Source organism: Rahnella inusitata (assembly GCF_003263515.1).
Taxonomy (GTDB): Bacteria; Pseudomonadota; Gammaproteobacteria; order Enterobacterales; family Enterobacteriaceae; genus Rahnella; species Rahnella inusitata.
Map to the genome: position 1 here is coordinate 66,272 of NZ_JYDE01000021.1, position 19,101 is coordinate 85,372.

The 19,101-nt window shown below is 55.7% G+C and carries 17 protein-coding genes; 11 read left to right on the forward strand and 6 right to left on the reverse strand.

Features of this window, described 5'->3' with window-relative positions:
- The first annotated feature begins 128 nt into the window (after positions 1 to 128).
- From mgtA to TU92_RS14135, 6 genes are all read left to right on the forward strand, one after another.
- On the forward strand, positions 129 to 2,843 hold the full coding sequence (gene mgtA / locus TU92_RS14110) for a magnesium-translocating P-type ATPase (RefSeq protein WP_112167858.1): 2,715 nt from the start codon (positions 129 to 131) through the stop codon (positions 2,841 to 2,843).
- Positions 2,844 to 2,973: 130 nt separating this feature from the next.
- Entirely contained in the window at positions 2,974 to 4,635 is a 1,662-nt protein-coding gene (locus TU92_RS14115) for a Na/Pi cotransporter family protein (protein WP_208640482.1), read from the forward strand.
- 30 nt (positions 4,636 to 4,665) lie between these two features.
- Positions 4,666 to 5,031, forward strand: a complete 366-nt coding sequence (locus TU92_RS14120; RefSeq protein ID WP_112167859.1) for a DUF2493 domain-containing protein — start codon at positions 4,666 to 4,668, stop codon at positions 5,029 to 5,031.
- 171 nt (positions 5,032 to 5,202) lie between these two features.
- Positions 5,203 to 6,036 carry a trehalose-phosphatase gene (gene otsB, locus TU92_RS14125; protein ID WP_425272546.1) on the forward strand — a complete coding sequence of 278 codons (834 nt, stop codon included), beginning with the start codon at positions 5,203 to 5,205 and terminating at the stop codon, positions 6,034 to 6,036.
- Positions 6,033 to 7,439: an alpha,alpha-trehalose-phosphate synthase gene (gene otsA, locus TU92_RS14130; protein ID WP_112167860.1), complete on the forward strand. Its 1,407-nt coding sequence runs from the start codon at positions 6,033 to 6,035 to the stop codon at positions 7,437 to 7,439. The genes otsB and otsA overlap by 4 nt, the downstream gene beginning before the upstream one ends.
- 80 nt (positions 7,440 to 7,519) lie before the next feature.
- Complete coding sequence (locus tag TU92_RS14135; RefSeq protein ID WP_112167861.1) at positions 7,520 to 9,175, forward strand: alpha,alpha-trehalase; 1,656 nt, start codon at positions 7,520 to 7,522, stop codon at positions 9,173 to 9,175.
- Between the two features lie 257 nt (positions 9,176 to 9,432).
- Here the strand turns inward: TU92_RS14135 and TU92_RS14140 are convergent, their stop codons facing one another.
- From TU92_RS14140 to eitA, 4 genes are read right to left on the reverse strand one after another with little or no spacing between them, the layout of a single operon-like run.
- The gene (locus tag TU92_RS14140; protein WP_112167862.1) at positions 9,433 to 9,789 is read right to left on the reverse strand and encodes an MmcQ/YjbR family DNA-binding protein; all 357 of its coding nucleotides are present in this window, start codon (positions 9,787 to 9,789) and stop codon (positions 9,433 to 9,435) included.
- Positions 9,790 to 9,841: 52 nt separating this feature from the next.
- Positions 9,842 to 10,603, reverse strand: coding sequence for a siderophore ABC transporter ATP-binding protein EitC (gene eitC / locus TU92_RS14145; protein WP_112167863.1), 762 nt, complete (start codon positions 10,601 to 10,603; stop codon positions 9,842 to 9,844).
- A complete protein-coding gene (locus tag TU92_RS14150) occupies positions 10,603 to 11,640 on the reverse strand; it encodes a FecCD family ABC transporter permease (protein ID WP_112167864.1) in 1,038 nt (345 codons plus the stop codon). Before TU92_RS14150 ends, eitC begins: the two co-directional genes overlap by 1 nt.
- Entirely contained in the window at positions 11,640 to 12,638 is a 999-nt protein-coding gene (gene eitA / locus TU92_RS14155) for a siderophore ABC transporter substrate-binding protein EitA (protein ID WP_112167865.1), read from the reverse strand. Before eitA ends, TU92_RS14150 begins: the two co-directional genes overlap by 1 nt.
- 258 nt (positions 12,639 to 12,896) lie before the next feature.
- Here eitA and TU92_RS14160 point away from each other — a divergent pair, with 258 nt between their 5' ends.
- Positions 12,897 to 13,295, forward strand: coding sequence for a YybH family protein (locus TU92_RS14160; protein WP_112167866.1), 399 nt, complete (start codon positions 12,897 to 12,899; stop codon positions 13,293 to 13,295).
- A gap of 172 nt (positions 13,296 to 13,467) precedes the next feature.
- On the opposite strand, the gene TU92_RS14165 is transcribed toward TU92_RS14160, so the two are convergent.
- Positions 13,468 to 14,448, reverse strand: a complete 981-nt coding sequence (locus TU92_RS14165; protein ID WP_112167867.1) for a nitrilase family protein — start codon at positions 14,446 to 14,448, stop codon at positions 13,468 to 13,470.
- 112 nt (positions 14,449 to 14,560) lie between these two features.
- Between TU92_RS14165 and TU92_RS14170 the strand changes: the two genes are divergently transcribed.
- The gene (locus TU92_RS14170; protein WP_112167868.1) at positions 14,561 to 15,430 is read left to right on the forward strand and encodes a LysR family transcriptional regulator; all 870 of its coding nucleotides are present in this window, start codon (positions 14,561 to 14,563) and stop codon (positions 15,428 to 15,430) included.
- Between the two features lie 12 nt (positions 15,431 to 15,442).
- Here TU92_RS14170 and TU92_RS14175 read toward each other — a convergent pair whose 3' ends face one another.
- Entirely contained in the window at positions 15,443 to 16,405 is a 963-nt protein-coding gene (locus TU92_RS14175) for a LysR family transcriptional regulator (RefSeq protein ID WP_167457523.1), read from the reverse strand.
- A 174-nt stretch (positions 16,406 to 16,579) separates the two neighbouring features.
- Between TU92_RS14175 and TU92_RS14180 the strand changes: the two genes are divergently transcribed.
- The 3 genes from TU92_RS14180 to TU92_RS14190 are packed head-to-tail and all read left to right on the forward strand — an operon-like array spanning position 16,580 to position 19,085.
- Positions 16,580 to 18,043, forward strand: a complete 1,464-nt coding sequence (locus tag TU92_RS14180; RefSeq protein ID WP_112167870.1) for an NAD(P)-binding domain-containing protein — start codon at positions 16,580 to 16,582, stop codon at positions 18,041 to 18,043.
- Positions 18,040 to 18,522 carry a carboxymuconolactone decarboxylase family protein gene (locus tag TU92_RS14185; protein WP_112167871.1) on the forward strand — a complete coding sequence of 161 codons (483 nt, stop codon included), beginning with the start codon at positions 18,040 to 18,042 and terminating at the stop codon, positions 18,520 to 18,522. The genes TU92_RS14180 and TU92_RS14185 overlap by 4 nt, the downstream gene beginning before the upstream one ends.
- Positions 18,519 to 19,085, forward strand: a complete 567-nt coding sequence (locus tag TU92_RS14190) for a peroxidase-related enzyme (protein ID WP_112167872.1) — start codon at positions 18,519 to 18,521, stop codon at positions 19,083 to 19,085. Before TU92_RS14185 ends, TU92_RS14190 begins: the two co-directional genes overlap by 4 nt.
- The last annotated feature ends 16 nt before the right edge of the window (positions 19,086 to 19,101 follow it).

A 19,101-nucleotide genomic window follows, 5' to 3' on the forward strand; every position in this document is an offset into this window, starting at 1 on the left:
AAACGGCGGGAAGTCCTGCGCATAAAAATTGATAAATACCGATCGCTTAATTAACGCGAATGTTTTCGGCTGCCCGTAATAAGGCAAAACGGCGAAAACGGACGCGTGAAGGCGACAGGAGCACCACCATGACTGTACAAAACAACAATACGCTCGATCCGAAACACCAGGATAAAAAGAAGCAGCCGCTTTCCATGCGTGCTGCGATGGAAGCCAGAAACGGCGTGGCCGTGACGCTGATTAACGTCAACGCCACCCGTGAAGGGTTGACACAATCCAGCGCCGCTCAGCGTCTGGAGAAACAAGGTTATAACGAAGTGGCGCACGACAAGCCGCCTCATGCACTGATCCAGTTACTGAAAGCGTTCAACAACCCGTTCATTTATGTACTCACAGTATTGGCGGTCATCAGCTTCTTCACTGATTTCTGGTTCCCGCTGCGTGCCGGTGAAGAAACGGATCTGGTCTCGGTGTACATCATCAGCGCGATGGTGGCCATCAGCGGGCTGGTGCGTTTCTGGCAGGAACATCGCTCGGCAAAATCTGCCGAAGCGCTGAAAGCCATGGTGCGCACCACTGCCAGCGTGCTGCGTCGCGATGCGGCGGGGCAGCCGGGCAAACTGCGTGAAATCCCGATGCGCGAACTGGTGGTCGGTGACATCGTGCAGCTCTACGCCGGGGACATGATCCCGGCTGATGTGCGGCTGATTGAATCGCGGGATCTGTTTATCAGTCAGGCGGTGCTGACCGGTGAAGCTTTGCCGGTGGAGAAATACGACACCCTCGGCGACGTGGCGCAGAAATCTGCCAGCGACGTGGCGGCTGAAAACGAAAATCTGCTGGATATCCCGAACATCTGCTTTATGGGAACCAACGTGGTGAGCGGCACGGCGCAGGCGGTGGTGGTAGCCACGGGGCCGCGGACTTACTTTGGCTCGCTGGCGAAAGCCATTGTCGGCACCCGCGCGCAGACGGCGTTTGATCGCGGCGTGAATAGCGTCAGCTGGCTGTTGATCCGTTTCATGCTGGTGATGGTGCCGGTGGTGTTCCTGATTAACGGCATCATGAAGGGCGAGTGGTGGGACGCGATGCTGTTTGCCGTCGCGGTTGCCGTGGGCCTGACGCCGGAAATGCTGCCGATGATTGTCAGCGCCAACCTGGCAAAAGGCGCGATGGCGATGGCGAAGCGCAAAGTGGTGGTGAAGCGTCTGAACGCCATCCAGAATCTGGGCGCGATGGACGTGCTGTGTACCGATAAAACCGGCACGCTGACGCAGGATAAAATCATTCTTGAGCACCATATCGATACGCACGGGCAGAAAAATGACGCCGTGCTGCAACTGGCGTGGCTGAATAGCTATCACCAGAGCGGTATCAAAAACCTGATGGATCAGGCCGTTATCTACTTCTCCGATAACACGCCGGGCTTCGTCAAACCGCAGGGTTACAGCAAAGTGGATGAGATGCCGTTCGACTTTATCCGCCGTCGTCTGTCGATTGTGGTGAAGGACAAACAGCAAAATCACCTGCTGGTGTGTAAGGGCGCCGTGGAGGAGATGCTGAGCATTTCCACCCATATGCAGGAAAACGGCAAAGTGGTCGAGCTGAACGACTCGCGCCGTGATGCGCTGCTGGCAATGGCGAATGACTACAACAAAGACGGTTTCCGTGTGCTGGTGGTAGCGACGCGCAGCATTGCGAAAGCAGAGGCGAAAAAACAGTACGGTACCGTCGATGAGCATGATCTGATTATCAGTGGTTTCCTGACCTTCCTCGATCCACCGAAAGAGTCCGCAGGCCCGGCGATTGCCGCACTGCGTGACATTGGCGTGGCGGTGAAAGTGCTGACCGGCGATAACGCCGTGGTGACGATGCGGATTTGCCGTCAGGTCGGGCTGGAGCCAGGCGAGCCGGTACTCGGGCCGCAGGTCGAGCGGTTGGACGATGCTGCGCTGCAACAACTGGTGGAAGAGCGCACGGTGTTTGCCAAACTGACGCCGTTGCAGAAATCGCGGGTGCTGAAAGCGTTACAGGCTAACGGCCATACGGTTGGCTTCCTCGGCGACGGCATCAACGACGCGCCTGCGCTGCGGGATGCGGACGTCGGGATTTCAGTCGACAGCGGCACCGATATTGCCAAAGAATCGGCTGATATCATCCTGCTGGAAAAGAGCCTGATGGTGCTGGAAGAGGGCGTACTAAAAGGGCGCGAGACGTTCGGCAATATCATGAAGTACCTGAACATGACCGCCAGTTCCAACTTCGGCAACGTGTTCTCGGTGCTGGTCGCCAGTGCGTTTATTCCTTTCCTGCCGATGCTGGCCATTCAGTTGCTGTTACAAAACCTGATGTACGACATCTCCCAGCTGGCGCTGCCGTGGGACAAAATCGACAAAGAGTTCCTGAAAAAACCGCGTAAGTGGGATGCCAAAAACATTGGCCGCTTTATGGTGTGGATCGGGCCGACCTCGTCGATTTTCGATATGACCACCTTTGCGGTGATGTGGTACGTGTTCAGCGCCAACAGTGAACATATGCAGACGCTGTTCCAGTCCGGCTGGTTTGTGGAAGGCTTGCTGTCGCAGACGCTGGTGGTGCACATGCTGCGTACCCAGAAAATCCCGTTTATTCAGAGCACTGCTGCCTGGCCGGTGATGATGATGACCGGTCTGGTGATGGCGTTCGGGATTTATGTGCCGTTCTCGCCGTTGGGTCCGATCGTCGGCTTGCAGGCGCTGCCGTGGGAATACTTCCCGTGGCTGGCCGGTACGCTGCTGGCGTACTGCTGCGTCGCGCAGGGTATGAAAACCTTCTATATCCGCCGCTTCAAACAGTGGTTCTGATCCGCTGAACAAGGTGCCGCAGCCCATCGCGGCACCTGCTTTGACGCTTTATTTAGCTGTTAGCTTTTGACCATCATTTTTTGATCATAAAAGAATAACAACGACAACCCTGAAAAAGGGGAGCAATCCAATGACTGTTATGACTATGACTAACCCATCCGGAACCCAGCTGCTGATCCATCTGGCTGGCGCGATCGCGCTGCTGCTATGGGGTTCCCATATGATTTCGACCGCACTGCAACGCGGTTTTGGCACACCACTGCGCAACTGGATGGGGCGGCATCTGACCAACCGCTGGATGGCGCTGCTGGCTGGCGTCGGCATCACTGGCCTGTTGCAAAGCAGTACGGCGGTCAGCCTGATGGCGACGTCTTTTACCGCCGCCGGTACGCTCAGCCTGGCACCGGCGCTGGCAGTGATGCTCGGCGCGAACGTGGGTTCCACGCTCGTCGTGCAACTGATGAGTTTCAACACCGGGATTGCCGTCCCGCTGCTGGTGCTGAGCGGCTTCGTGGTGTTTAAAATCCGCGATCATTCCGGTTTCGAAAGCGCCGGTTGCGCGCTGATTGGCCTCGGTCTGATGCTGATGTCGCTCAGCCTGCTTGGCGCGACGCTCGGCCATATCGAAACGACCCCGGTTTTCCACGCGGTAATGCAGGGGCTGGAGGGCGATACGCTGATCGCGCTGCTGGTGGCGATCGTCCTTACGCTGATTTGTCACTCGAGCGTGGCGGTGATTTTGCTGATTGCTTCGCTGGCCGCGACCGGCGTGATGACACCGGTCACCGCGATGGTGCTGGTGCTGGGGGCTAATATCGGCGGTGCATTGCCGCCGGTGCTCAATGCCGGTTCCGCCGCCGCACGCCGTCTGCCGGTGGGAAATCTGCTTATTCGTGGGGCAGGCTGCGTGCTGGCACTGGCGATGATGCCGCTGCTCAGTACGCTCGCCGACAGGCTGGCGCTGACTACGCCACAGCTGGTGGTGGGGTTTCACACGGCATTCAGCGCCGTGCTGGCGGTGGTCTTCATCGGGCTGACTGCGCCGATGGCCCGCATGCTTGAGCGAATCTTGCCGGAAGCCGCACACGCCGTTGACGGCGGAATGCCGATGTATCTCGACGAAGCCGGACTGGATATCGCGTATATCGGGCTGTCCAACTCGGTGCGTGAATCGCTGCGCGCCGCCGACATGCTGAACATGATGCTCGACCGGCTTCGCGCGCTGTTTCACGCACCTGAAAAGCGTTCAGCGGCAGAAATTCGCCAGCTGGATCATCAGCTTGACGGACTCAGTGCGGCGATCCGCGCCTATCTGGCCGATCTGGGGCAGGACGGGCTGAGCGATTCCGACGCCGACCGCGCGCAGGAGATCCTGATGTTTGTGATAAACACCGAGCACGCCGGAGACATTCTTTCCAGCAGTCTCGCGCAGCTGGCGACACGTCGTGCGCAACGGGGTGAGCTGTTCAGCGAATTCGAGTTGCATAACATCGGCCTGCTGCATGCGGAAATCCTGACCAGCCTGCGTCTGGCGGTCACCGCGTTCCTTGGTGAAGACCTGGACGCTGCGCATCAGCTGGTGGCGCGCAAAGAAGTGATCCGCCAGATCGAAGCCACCGCCAGCCGCGAGCATTTTAAAAAGCTGCGTGAGGATAAAAATGCCTGGGCGGAATCCGGCGATATTTTCCAGCGCGTACTGCGCGATTACCGCCGCGTACATCATCACATTGCCGCCGTGGCCTATCCGGTAATTGACCGCCTGAGTGATGACGGCTTGCTGACCCAAGCGTAATAACAACAATAAAAATCAGGGAGTTCAGTGATGAGAGTACTTATTTGCGCCGGGCGTTTTTATGCCGATGTCCGCACCGTTGAGCGGGTGCTGGAGCTATTTTCGCAGCAGCATTCCCAGTCTCAGCCGGTGCGGGTGTTGATTCATGGCGGGCATCAGACGCTTGGCGCAATGATTGAACGCTGGGCGCGCGAGGCCGATGTGCATGTCGTGCGTTACCCCGCCAACTGGGCGCTGCACGGCAAATATGCAGAAATCCGCCGTAACCTTTTCATGATAGAAGACAGCCAGCCGGATGTGATTTTGGCATTTGCCGGTGGAGAGGATACGGCAGATTGTATAAAATTTGCCCGTCGTGTGGGCATAAAAGTGATGGAAATGGATGTCTCGCGTTAGCGCGAAAAATGCGTGTCAGCCGGGCTTTGTTTCATCAGCAGCCCCAACCCTCCTGTCTGGAATAATCCGATAATCCCTTTAGCCCCTTTAATTGGGGCTATAGTTAATCGATTGTAAAAGCAAGAAGCACAGCATGTGATTGTGCTCAGCCTCACAAACAGGAGCATCATTTTGAACAGCAATTTGACCAACAGCACGCAGGATACTAACCCGGAAACACCCCCGAATCCCGCCATTCACGGCGGGGATTATGCTTTCTTCTTCGACGTCGATGGCACGCTGGCAGAAATTTGCCCCGAACCGGACGCCGTCTGTATCCCCGTTAATGTCCGTAACAATCTGCAAACCTTATCTGTAGCCAGCAACGGCGCGTTGGCGCTGATTTCAGGCCGCCCGATTGAGCAGCTGGATCAGCTGGCCACGCCGTTTGTCTTCCCGGCCGCCGGTGTTCACGGCGCAGAACTGCGCGACAGCGCGGGCAATCTGCATCGCGTCAGCCTGCCGGACGAGGTCGCTGTCCCTTTACAGCAGATGCTGGAAAAGGGCATGGCCGAACTGCCCGGCACGCTGCTTGAGGCCAAGGGAATGGCGTTTGCATTGCATTACCGTCAGGCGACAGATTTTCAGCAGCAGGTGTTAGCGCTGGCTGAAGCCGCTGTGGCGAAGTTTCCGCAACTGATGTTACAACGCGGGAAATGCGTGGCCGAAATCAAACCGCGTGGCAATGATAAAGGCGCGGCCATCACTGAATTTATGCAGCAAGCGCCGTTCGCAGGCCGTACGCCGGTATTTGTGGGTGACGATCTGACCGATGAAAAAGGGTTTCAGGCCGTCAACGCACTGCACGGGATCACCGTGAAAGTCGGAGAGGGTTCAAGCCATGCGCGCTACCGGCTCGGGAAAGTCACCGATGTCTACAGCTGGATTGAACAAATGCTTGAGCAAGCGATGTTACAACGTCACCTAAATAACAAAAATGTAGAAGAAAAGGAGTCCAGTTTATGAGTCGCCTCGTTGTAGTCTCTAACCGTATTGCTATCCCTGATGGCACCAAATCCGCCGGCGGTCTTGCCGTCGGTATCGTTGATGCACTGAAAAATACTTCCGGCCTGTGGTTTGGCTGGAATGGTGAAATCAGCGAAATCTCTGAAAGCGAAGATGATGATATGAGCGTGGTGGAAGACGACGGCATTACTTATGCCTCGGTACCGCTCAATCAGAACGATTACGATCTCTATTATTGTCAGTTCTCCAACGCCGTCCTCTGGCCAGCGCTTCATTACCGCATCGACCTGGTGGATTACCAGCGCGAAGCCTGGGAAGGCTACTGCCGTGTCAATGACCTGCTGGCGAGAAGATTGCTGCCGCTGCTTAAACCTGACGATATTCTGTGGATCCACGATTATCATCTGCTGCCTTTTGCCGCGTCACTGCGTAAACTGGGCGTGACTAACCGCATCGGCTTCTTCCTGCACATTCCGTTCCCGACACCTGAAATCTTCAACGCAGTGCCGCCTCATAACGAGCTGCTGGAAATGATGTCGCATTACGATTTACTGGGCTTCCAGACAGAAGGCGACCGCCTGGCGTTTCTCGATAATCTGGGCGAGCTGACCACCTTGCAGCCGACCGGCACTTATATGCATCAGGCTTTCGGTAACACCTTCAGCACTGGTGTTTACCCGATCAGCATCGCGCCGGACAGCATCAAAGAGATGGCTGAAGGGCCACTGCCGTCCAAGCTGGCAGCGATGGAGCAGGAGCTGCGTGAAGCGCAAAACATCATTTCCTGTGAACGTCTGGATTACACCAAAGGGCTTCCGGAGCGTTTTCTGGCGTTCGAAGCGCTGCTGGAAAAATTCCCGCAACATCGCGGCAAAGTGCGTTATTCACAAATCGCACCGACCTCGCGCGGTGATGTCCAGGCGTATCAGGATTTGCGCCATCAGCTTGAGACCGAAGTCGGGCGCATCAACGGTAAATACGGCAGCCTGAACCAGACGCCATTGTTTTACCTCAATCAGCATTTCCAGCGCAGTTTGCTGATGAAGCTGTTCCGCCTGACCGACGTCGGGCTGGTCACGCCGCTGCGCGATGGTATGAATCTGGTGGCGAAAGAGTATGTGGCCGCGCAGGATCCGAAAGATCCGGGCGTGCTGGTGCTTTCTCAGTTTGCCGGTGCTGCTAATGAGCTGACCGCTGCGCTGATCGTCAACCCGTATGACCGCGATGACGTCGCCGCCGCGCTGGATAAAGCGCTGACCATGCCGCTGGAAGAGCGTATTGAGCGCTACAACGACATGATGAATGTCCTGCATAAAAACGATATCGCCAACTGGGGCGATACCTACCTGAAAGATCTGAACGCCATCTCTACCCACAGCATCGACCATGACGCCGTGGCGTAAATAACATCGTCACATTCCACTTTCTGGCGCAGCCCTGAGTCCGGGTTGCGCTCTTTCAGCAATACAGAGGCTTGTATCATATGGAAAACACCAAAATTCAGATGAAGGATCCGACTGAGTTCGACGTGGAAGACGATCGCCTGACTGAACTTGAACCTATTGAACTGATCCTCGAAAGAATGATGGACGCCGAGCCAGAGCCGGAGATGATCGAAGGCCTGCCGCATTCCGATGCGCTGACGCCCGCCGACCGTTATCTGGAACTGTTTACCGCCGTGCAGTCCTCGCACCTGTTTGAAGACAGCAAAACTTTTCCCGATTGCCCGCCGAAAATGGATCCGCTGGATATTCTCCTGCGCTACCGCCGCATCAAAAATCACCCCGGTTTCAACTTACAACGGTTTGTGGACGCCCACTTTTCGCTTCCGGCACACCACGGTGATGAGTACGTTTCCGATCCAGGCGATTCGCTGAAAGAGCACATCGACAAGCTCTGGCCTGTCCTGACCCGCCAGCCGGAAGATCACGTGCCCTGGTCTTCTCTGTTACCGCTCCCGCAGGCTTATGTGGTGCCGGGTGGCCGTTTCAGCGAGACCTACTACTGGGATTCCTACTTCACCATGCTGGGGCTGGCGGAGAGTGGCCGTAACGATCTGCTGCGCACCATGGCAGACAATTTCGCGTGGATGATCGAAATCTACGGTCACATTCCCAACGGCAACCGCACTTATTACCTCAGCCGCTCGCAGCCGCCTATTTTCGCGCTGATGGTCGAACTGTTCGAGGAAGACGGCGTGCGCGGCGCGAAACGGTATCTCGATCACCTGCTGATGGAGTACGACTTCTGGATGGACGGCGCGGAATCCTTGACGCCCAATCAGGCCTATCGTCATGTGGTCTGCCTGCCGGATGGCACACTGCTCAACCGTTACTGGGATGACCGTGATACACCGCGCGATGAATCCTGGCGGGAAGATGTGGAAACCGCGAAGCTTTCCAGCCGCCCGGACAATGAGGTTTATCGCGATTTACGTGCGGGAGCCGAATCCGGCTGGGATTATTCCTCGCGCTGGCTGCGTGACGCCGACCGTCTCGCCAGTATCCGCACCACGCAGTTTATCCCGGTGGATCTCAACGCGTTCCTTTACAAGCTGGAAAGCGCTATCTCCAACATTTCCGGCCTGAAAGGCGACAAGGTCACCGCTGCACAGTTCCGGGAAAAAGCCGACCTGCGCCGCGAGGCCGTTAACCGCTATCTGTGGGATGAAGAGCAGGGGTGCTTTCGCGATTACGACTGGCATCAGCAACAAATGTCACTGTTCTCTGCCGCCAGCGTGGTACCGCTGTACGTCGGGCTGGCTACGCACGCGCAGGCTGAACGGCTGGCCGACGCAGTGAAAAACCGCCTGCTCACACCGGGCGGCATCATGGCGACTGAATATGACACCGGCGAACAGTGGGATAAACCCAACGGCTGGGCGCCGCTGCAATGGATGGCGATCCAGGGCTTTAAACTGTACGGCAACGACGCGCTGGGGGATCTCATCGCCCGCAGCTGGCTGAAAACCGTAAATCAGTATTATCAGCAGCATCATAAACTGATCGAGAAATACCACATCTCCGGCGATGCATCGCGCGGCGGTGGCGGCGGGGAGTATCCGCTTCAGGACGGTTTCGGCTGGACTAACGGTGTGGTGCGCAGGCTGATCGGGTTGTATGGCGAGAATTATGAATAACGGCTGATGGGCAAAAAGGTCAGGGGGGTACAACAACGATTTCCCTGCCTTTTGCTCAGGACTATTGCTGGTCACCTTTATTTATTATCTGATAACACAGCCAAATAAAAGCCCGGGGTTATACAAATCAGAGGGTTATTTCACGCGGCAGCGCGCACTCAGACCAAAGAGGCAAGTCACTTAGGGCTTGAGTTGGCGCCGCGCGTCCTTTTGCAATTGTGTGAATCTGCCTATCTAGCCCTTCTGTAAGGGGACATTTATCCTGTGGTCAGCTCATGGCTGTCAGCAAGCAGCTCAAGAATTTCCTTTGCAGATAGCGATCCGGAAAGGATCACGCTGACCCAATGTTCTTTATTCATATGGTACCCAGGCAAAATGCCTTCTTTCTGACGTAATGAGCCGATATGCTCCGGCCTGACCTTCACTTCGAGAATGTCGATTTTATCATCCGTTTCCAGCCCCAGTTTTGTGCCAGGTACATTCATCACGATACCGAACCATTTATCGCCATTATGATGACGAAGTACTGCGTAATCCGGCAGGTTACGCCAGAGATATTCCGGCTCTGCGTTAAAATGTTCCTGAGCGTAACTGAATAGCGTCTCTCGTTTCATAAACACTCCAATATATCACCCGTGCTGACTTTTCCAGACTGATACGGTGCTTTTACACAATGTAGTGAATGTGTTTTTTACCATGATAGGGAGAAATTTCGATTCTGGTTTCAACCCGAAAAACATCCCACAGAAGGGATTCTGTCAATATTTCCTCCGGTGTTCCCCTGGCAACGATCTCGCCTTGTTGCATAACAATCAGTGCATCGCAAAACATTGAGGCATGGTTGAGATCGTGGATAGCTACAAGGCTGGTCACTGGCAATTCGCTGATCAATTTCATCAACTGGATCTGATGGTGAATATCCAGATGATTTGTTGGCTCATCCAGCAAGATTTCTGTTGGTGACTGCGCCAGCGCTCTGGCAATGTGCACGCGCTGGCGTTCGCCCCCGGACAGACTCTGCCAACCCTGATCGCTGTGATCAAGCATACCCACTCTTTCCAGCGCACCATTGACGGTTTCATCATCGTGGGTGCTCCAGTTAGAAAAGGGTGAGTGGTGGGGAATACGGCCCAGTTTTACGACATCCCGGACGCGCATATTCGACTCCGTCATGCCGTGTTGCTCTACGAAGGCAATCCGGCGAGCCAGCTGCTTTTTGGCCATCTGGCTGATGTCCTTTGCGTCTAGCGCTACCACGCCAGAATGGGGGCGTCTTAATCCTGCCAGCAGGCGCAACAGGGATGATTTCCCCGAACCATTGGGACCCAGCAAACCAACGGTTTCACCACGGTTAACGTTGAGCGAAACATTGTTGACGATAATCTTTTTCCCCACCTTCCAGGTCACTTTTTCAGCGCTGATACTCATCACTGGCTCCTTGAACGGTAGATGATAATGGCAAAGAACGGCACGCCAACCAGGGCAGTGACGACGCCGACGGGCAGGCTTTGCGGAGCAATCAGGAGTCGGGAGGCGATGTCCGCCAGCACCATCAGGATGGCGCCCGCTAACGCGCTCGCAATCAGCAATATTCTATGCAGCGGACCAAAGAAGAAGCGCATCACGTGGGGGACAACCAGGCCGACAAAGCCAATCGAACCCGCCATGCTGACAATGGTTGCGGTGATAAGCGCGGTCGTGGTGAACAGGATAAGCCGAACCTTTGGGACTGAGATACCCAGCGAGGCCGCAGCATCGTCGCCAAATGTAAACGCGTCCAGAGCGCGGGAATAGTAGAGGCAGACAGCCAGACCCAGCATGATAATGACCAGCACTAACTGAAACTCTGGCCACCTCACTCCGCTAAAGCTGCCCAGCAACCAAAACATCACGTCGCGTGCCTGCTGAGCGCTGGCGGAAGTGCTGATGGTGTAAGCAGTAATCGCGTTAAACAGCTGCGAAGCTGCGACCCCAGCCAGAATGGTGCGATCGTTGCCACCGCGCGCGCCGTTACTCAGAAAGGTCACAAAGGCAAAGGCCGCGAAAGCCCCGGCAAATGCGCCCATAGACAGGGATATTGAACCGGTGCCGATGCCGAGTACTACCACCGACACCGCGCCGGTTGAGGCTCCGGCTGAAACACCCAGCACGTAGGGTTCTGCCAGCGCATTTTTCAAAAGGCTTTGCAGCACCGCACCGCAGATTGCCAGCCCGGCGCCACAGCAGGCAGCCACCAGCGCTCTGCTCAAACGAAAATCCCAGATTACGCTTTCATAAATGCGACTCAGCGGAACATGGGTAAGCCCTGTTTTATTACCGATAGCCTGGAACACGCTCGCCATCGGGATCGACAGCTCGCCGACGCTGACCCCGAAGGCAATCACCAACACTAAAAGCAGCACGGAGAGAACACACGACGTGGTCAGAATGACCCCTTGTCGTGTGGAGTGGACTGCTGAGGTCATTAATTCAGCCCCATTTTTTTAAGCTGCTCACCAACTTGCTCAGCGCCGTAAAGCGTGCGGATAGTCGGGTTCATTGCCTGTCCGTCCATCACGACAATATGATTTTTTCGCACGGCTTCGAGCTGGCTGACGGCAGGATCGCTTTTGAGGAATTTTATTTTTTCCTGTGCGTTATCCAGCGCCCAGCGGTTACGGTCAAGGCTCGAAACGACAATAACATCCGGGTTTACAGCAATAATGCTTTCCCAGCCGACGGTGGGCCATTCAGTTTCAGAGGTAATGCCGTTATGGCCGCCCAAAACATTAGCGATAAATCCTGATGCACTGTTTTTACCGCCAACGTACGCATCAGCGGCCGGCGAGGCGCTGGAAAACCAGAAGACAAAAGAGAGATCTTTATGGTTTTTACTGAATTCCTGACGCAGTTTTTCTTCCCGATTTTTGAAGTCGGTGATGAGTACCTGCCCGCGATCCTCAACGTTGAAAATAGTAGCCAGATCCTCGATTTCTTTATACAGATAGGTCATGTCCCACAGCTTCTGGCGACTGCCATACATATCACCAACGTCTTTTTTGGTCGCACACATCCCCGGAGACATGTAGCTGTTTACGCCGACGGCATCGAAGTCTGCTCTTTTCGCGACTTTACTTTCCGGCCCGAGCAACAGGGGTAACTGCGCGGGGACAAAATCAGGATCCTGCGCCAGGATAGATTCAAGCGTTGGAATTTCTACCGTCAGGGTTTTAACTTTGGCGTTTTTTTCCGCCAGTTCCGGCAGGACTTTCGATGGCCAAAATGCGCTCGCGATAACCTTATCCTGTAAACCTAACAGCAGCAGAATTTCGACGGTGTTTTGACCTAAAGCGACAACGCGCTCAGGGGGTTTAGTAAAAGTGAGTTTAAAACCGCAGTTATCAATCGTAACCGGGTAGGTGGTCGCGAAAGCGGAACTGACCGAGGCACACAGCATTCCTGCCGCGCAGAGGATTCTTTTCATGCACATCTTCCTTCACTGAAATTATTTATTTCTATTGTGTGATAGTTACCGCTCGCAATGATAATGAAAATTATTATTGAAGCGATACTTATTTGAGTTCAGTGAAGTGATGACTGTTTGACAGGCGGCTCCTTAGTGTAAAAAATAGCCTTAGCGAAGGCTTTTTCCTTATAAGGTCAATCTCAACATCATCTTAGGTGTACATGCTTTATCATCTTAGGTATTCCCTGAGGCCACTCCTTATTCAATGAGAAACACATGAGTACACACGCGTTAAGACAGATAATCGAAGCCTGCGACAAAGCGATCACCGCACGCGATTTTGATCTGCTGATGACCTACTACGCCGAAGACGCCGCATTGGTGGTGAAACCGGGCTTGATCGCCACCGGCAAAGAGAATATCCGCAAAGCCTTCGTGGCCATCTCTGATTATTTTCAGGGGCAGCTGGTCGTGGAACAGGGCGAGATGCAGGTGATCGAAGGCGCAGGCAATGCGCTGGTCATTATGGAAACCGTATTACATTATCCGGACGAAGAAGGTGTTTTCGTGACAATGTCACGCCGAGCCACCTACGTTTTTCGCCATGAAGCCGACGGGCGCTGGGTATGCACCATCGATAACTCCTACGGGACGGATTTGCTGAACGCACAGTGAGTTGACAGGATTATTTGCTGCAACCGACTCTTAAAATAACTATAGGGTTTGATCCTGTTACCAATAAGTGGATCCCTGCGGGTACGCAAACGCGTAATAAAGACTTATACAAAGGCAAACGTCACAGGCTCCTGATGAAGCCTGTGACGTTTCCTGTTGATCGGCCACATCACTACCGCTTCGGCAATTCTTCAGAAAACCGCACAGTAATCGCATCGCGTTCATATCCCTGACGTTCGGTCAGGATCTGATACAGCTCAGGCCGACGGCCTGATATCCAGCGGCGGCCGGTGCTCATCGGGATTAGCGACAGATCCAGTACGGCGCGTACCATCGCGTCACCGGCGGCCCAGGTTTCTTCTACGATGCGGCCATAGGGGTCAAGGATCATCGCGTTGCCGGTGCGTACTTCGTCATCGTCAGCGCCCACACCGTTACTGAACAAAATAAACAGACCATTATCGTGGGCGCGGGCGGGCAGCCAGCGCATCAGCCATTCGCGGCCATCGGGGCCTTTGAACGCGGCGGTGATTTCTGCTTTGCGTTCTGCGCGTTGCTCCCAGAGTTCCAGCGGGATTGGCTTCATTCCGTGCGGACTGCGGGAATTCGTGCCACCGGTCTGATGCGGTGCCAGCAGGATATCGGCGCCGAGCAGCGCGGTTACGCGCACGTTTTCCACCAGATTATTATCCCAGCAGATCAGAATACCGACCTTCACTCCCCAGGGGGTATCAAACACCGTAAAGCCTTCGCCGCTGCTGATCGCCGGATGTTCAAAGGCGTGCAACTTGCGATGGGTATGCAGCGAACCGTCCGGCATGCAGGCCACGTAGGCATTATAGAGCCGGCCATCTGCGGCACGTTCGATCAACCCCGCACCAATCAGCATCTGATGTTTGATCGCCAGCGCGCGGATTAGGGCTATCGACGGGCCGGTTTCCACCGGTTCCGCCAGCGCTTCAACGCCCGCAACGCTGAGCTTCGGCACATGCCAGTAGCCGGTGATACACATTTCAGGAAAAGCGAGGATCTTCACGCCTTCGACGGCGGCTTGCCCGATGAATTTCTCCATCATCAGCAGGTTATATTTCTTATCACCTGCCTGATGCTGGAACTGAATCACTGCCGCTTTGATTGACTGAGTGTTTTGCATTGCTGTTCTCCGGACGTTTTCAGGGGGGCTGTTGACGCTGGTATTACAGCAAGCGGGCTGATAACTTTATAATGAAGATTTTTCCAATCCTGATAACCCTTTGGAATGCAAAATGAACCTGCGTTTACTCCACGCTTTTGTGATGCTGGCTGAAAAAGAGAATTATGCCGACGCCGCTGACGCGCTGGCGATATCCCAGCCCGCGCTGACCAAACAGATCAATCTGCTCGAATCACTGCTGAATGTTGCTCTGTTTTCGCGCGGGCGGCAGGGCACGCGCCTGACCACCGGCGGCCAGCTGTTACTGCCTGAGGCGAAAAAGGTTTTGAAGCAAAACGCGGTGTTTCTGCAACACGCGGCGCAGGTGGCAAAAGGCGGTGAAGGGGTGATTGCCGCCGGGTTCGGGTTATCGGGTTTTATCTTCGCGCCGCAGTGCATTGCGCGATTCAGAGCGGAATATCCGGGGGTGGAATTCCGGCTGGAGGATTTACCGTCTGCGCAGCAATACGACATGTTGCACAGCGGGGAACTGCAGGTGGGATTTGTCCGCGTGCCGCCGCCCGCGCCGCTCAGTTATCAGGTGCTGTTTGAAGATAATCTGGTGCTGGTTGCGCCGGAAGATAACGGGTTGAGCTTGAGCGACTGGCTTAAGAAATTGCCCCTGTTGCGCTTATACGCTGAGCGGGGTCGCGGCCTGAATGCGCAAACCGACCGCTTTCTGGAGGAGAACCGTTGTTTTGCGTCATCCACCCAGCAGGCGGAAGATATCCAGACCATCGTCGCGCTGGTGATCGCCGGAGTGGGTGTGGCGCTGTTGCCGCAAAGCGTTACCTACATCGCACCGCCGGGGCTGAAGATTATTCCGCTGACCGGCGACGGCACGCGCTGGCAGGTAGGTATCGCGTGGGATCCGCAGACCACTGATCCAGTCCGCGATAACTTTGTGAAGATGGTGACCGGCTACGGCCACGCGGTCGGTTGAGAACTTATAAGACTAACTTTCCTGATGCAGCGACTGCATAACGCGCGCATGTTCGCTGGCATCGAGGCAGACAAATTCCGGCAGCAGGCTGGCGGCGGCCTGTTTCAGCGCATCGATCAAGGCCACCACGCTCGGGCGCGGCGGCTTCGATTGCGGCGTAGTCACACCAAAATAATAGGGGATTTCAACGTCCAGCTCCCTGAGCACCACGCCCGCCACCGGTAAACCGTAGGCTGTCACCGGCTCCATAATCGCCACGCCCAGTCCTGAACGAATACATGACAGAATATTCACCGACGAGTTGGTCTCAATGACACCGGCCGGTTTGACCTTCGCTTTGCGTAAAACCTGCTCATAACGCCTGCGCAGGCGATACGGGTTATACGGCGTAATCAGCTTACGCGCGGCCAGATCGCCGAGCGATACCTGACTTTTTTGCGCCAGCGGATCGTCTTCTCGGAGCGCCAGTACGCAGCGCGATTGACCAATCCAGTGCACCTGAACGCCCTGATGCTCCAGCGGCAGACTGCTGACCCCCAGCTCCGCCTGACCGGTAATGATCGCATGTGCCGCCTGCTCGGCGGAATCACTGAGAATTTGCACCGCGTCGTCGAGGCTGATCCTCGCCAGCGCCGTGGGCAGCAGCCCTGATGACATGGACGGTGTCGCGGCGATCAGCAGCGGCGTTTTTTCTTCTTTCCAGATTTCATTCGCCCGCAGGCGTATCTGCTGGAGTGAACTTAGCGCCGTTTCGACATATTCGTGCAGCCGCAATGCCTGCTCGGTCGGATAGATGCGCGGACCGTTTCGCAAAAATAACGGATAGCCAATGGCGTTTTCTAAATCCTGAATCAGCCGGGTCACGGCGGGCTGCGAGCGCTGTAATACCTTCGCGGCTGCGGTCACGCTGCCGGAGGAAATCACCGCCGAGAAGGCTTCCAGCTGGCGAAGATCAAGATCGTTGAGTGAAGTCATTTTCTGCATCCGGGGATCCTATTTTCATCGACCACGATTATCAATTGCATTTTTTGAATAAGCTAATTATTAATTAGTATTAAGAATGTGCATACACATTAATTCATAATGCGTTTTTCGTATAATTGATTATGCGTTGCTTCGCTTAATTATTCGTCGCTCAGGGGTGAAATTATGTCCGCACAGGTTGACCGCCAAACCGGTTTAGACGCACTGGAACAGCGCCTGGCTGAGGATCTGTCTTTACTTGAGCTGCCCGCCAAGCCCTGGGTAGCGGAACGTACGCATGACGGTGAACGGGTGCGTGACGTGGTGGTGATCGGCGCGGGGATGTGTGGTCTGGCAGTAACGGCAAAACTGATCCTGACAGGGATTAATAACGTCGTCGCTTACGATGCTGCGCCCGCCGGACTAGAAGGGCCGTGGGTGACGTTTGCCCGTATGGAAACCTTGCGTTCGCCTAAAACCCTGCACGGCCCGGCGCTTGGTCTGCCGCAGCTGACCTTCCGCGCATGGTTTACCGCGCAGTGGGGCAGTGAAGCCTGGGAATCGTTGGATAAAATTCCTAAACAGCAGTGGATGGAGTATCTGGTCTGGTATCGCAACGTGCTGGATTTGCCGGTGCGTAACAATGTACGTATGACCGGTATTGCAGAAGCAGGTGATCTGATTGCGCTCGATCTCGAGGGTGCCGAAACGGGCAGGGTGTACACGCGGCATCTGGTGCTGGCCACCGGCCGCTCAGGTCTGGGCGGTTTTGCCGTTCCCGATTTTCTCGATGGGATCGACCGCCGCTTCTGGGCGCACTCGGCTGACGACATTGATTTTACCGCGCTGCAAGGCAAACGTATTGCGGTGATCGGCGCAGGCGCATCTTCAATGGACAACGCCGCGACGGCTCTGGAATCCGGTGCCGCTTCCGTTGACCTGCTGATCCGCCGCAAAGAAATGCCGCGTATCAACAAAATGACCGGTATTGGCAGTCAGGGCGTGGTGCACGGTATGCATCAGTTGCCCGATGCGTGGAAATGGAAATTCGTGGATTACACCGCCGCGTCCCAGACGCCGCCACCGCGTTCATCAACCCTGCGTGTTTCCCGCCATCCGAATGCCCGCTTTTTGCTCGATTGCGGCATCCGCGCAGTGACACAAGAGGCGGAAAACCTGTTGATTGAGACCACACAGCAACCGATGCGTTACGACTTTCTGATCGCCGCGACCGGTTTCAAAAATGATTTCAGCGGTCGCCCGGAGTTTGCCGCGCTGGCACCCCATATCCGCAGCTGGTCGGATGGCCGCTATACGCCAGAGATGGGCGCGCCGCGTGAGGACATGCTGGCGTCTCCCGATCTTGGCCCTGCCTTTGAGTTTCGTGAAAAAATTCCCGGTGCGTGCCCGATGCTGGCACACATCCACTGTTTCAACGATGCGGCCATGCTGACGCACGGCAAAGTGTCCGGCGATATTCCGGCGGTCAGCGCCGGTGCCGACCGTCTGGTGCGCGGTATTACCGCCTCACTGTTCGCCGAAGATGTTGAAACACATTTCGCCAGCCTTATCGCTTATGACATTCCCGAACTTCAGGGAGATGAATGGCTTGATTCCACTCCCTTACTTAATAAGGACAACGCATTGTGACTGATGCAATAGACAAGGCGGCGGGGCTCTCGCCTGAGGATGCGCTCTACGCCACGCGGCGCTTTCGCCCGGAATTTGTAGACGGCGCAGAGCTGTGCCGCCTCTCGGTGTTAAAACCTGCAAACGATCAGGGTCTGGCGGCGGATTTACGGCTGGCGCTGGCTCAGCGCATCGCCGCGCTGAATGCCGACCACGCGCTGGTGCAGGACTATGCCGCCCAACTGGCGCAAGGTCAGCCGACGCCGACGGTGCTGGCGTTAGCCGCTGGGGAAACCCGCCTTGCCGAACCGCTCGCGACCCTCGCCCGCCACGTGGATTTCGTCACGCTGACACCGGCGAGCGCCGAAGCCGGGGACATTCGCCGTTTGGAAGCTGCCGGGCTGACCAGTCCGCAGATTGTCGCGCTTTCCGAACTGATTGCCTTCGTCAATTTCCAGACCAAAGTGGCCGCCGGATTGCGCCTGATGGAGTTGTCATGATCCCCTCGGTAAAACTGAAGCCGCTGGTGTGGCATCCGCATATCGCCCCGGTCGACGTCTCTGATGCCACGCCGGAGCAGATTGAGGCCATGAAGGTCACGCCATCGAACAAGAAAATCTCGGAATATGTGCGCACGCTGGCGCATGACCCGGAGAGTTACGTGGCGCGTACCGTGCTGTTCAACGCCATTATGTATGTCGAAGGCGGGCTTCAACATGCCGATCGCGAGCTGGGTGCGCTGGGGGCGTCGATCGCCAACGGCTGCAAGTTCTGTGCGGTAGTGCATGCCAGGCGGCACGCCCACCTGACTCAAAGTGATGACGTGGTCAGCGCGCTGTACTTTGATAAACCGGCACTGCTCGCCCCGCGCGACGCGGCCATTGAACGTTTTGCCCGTCGCCTGTCGGCGGTTCCTTCGCAGGCGACCAAGGAAGATATCGCCGCTTTGCGATCCGCCGGCATGGATGACAAAGAAATCGTAGATCTTATCCACGCCATTTCCATCTTTGGCTGGGCCAACCGTCTGATGCACGTTCTCGGCCACGCCGATAGCGGCAAATAACGTCAACGCAGCCTGA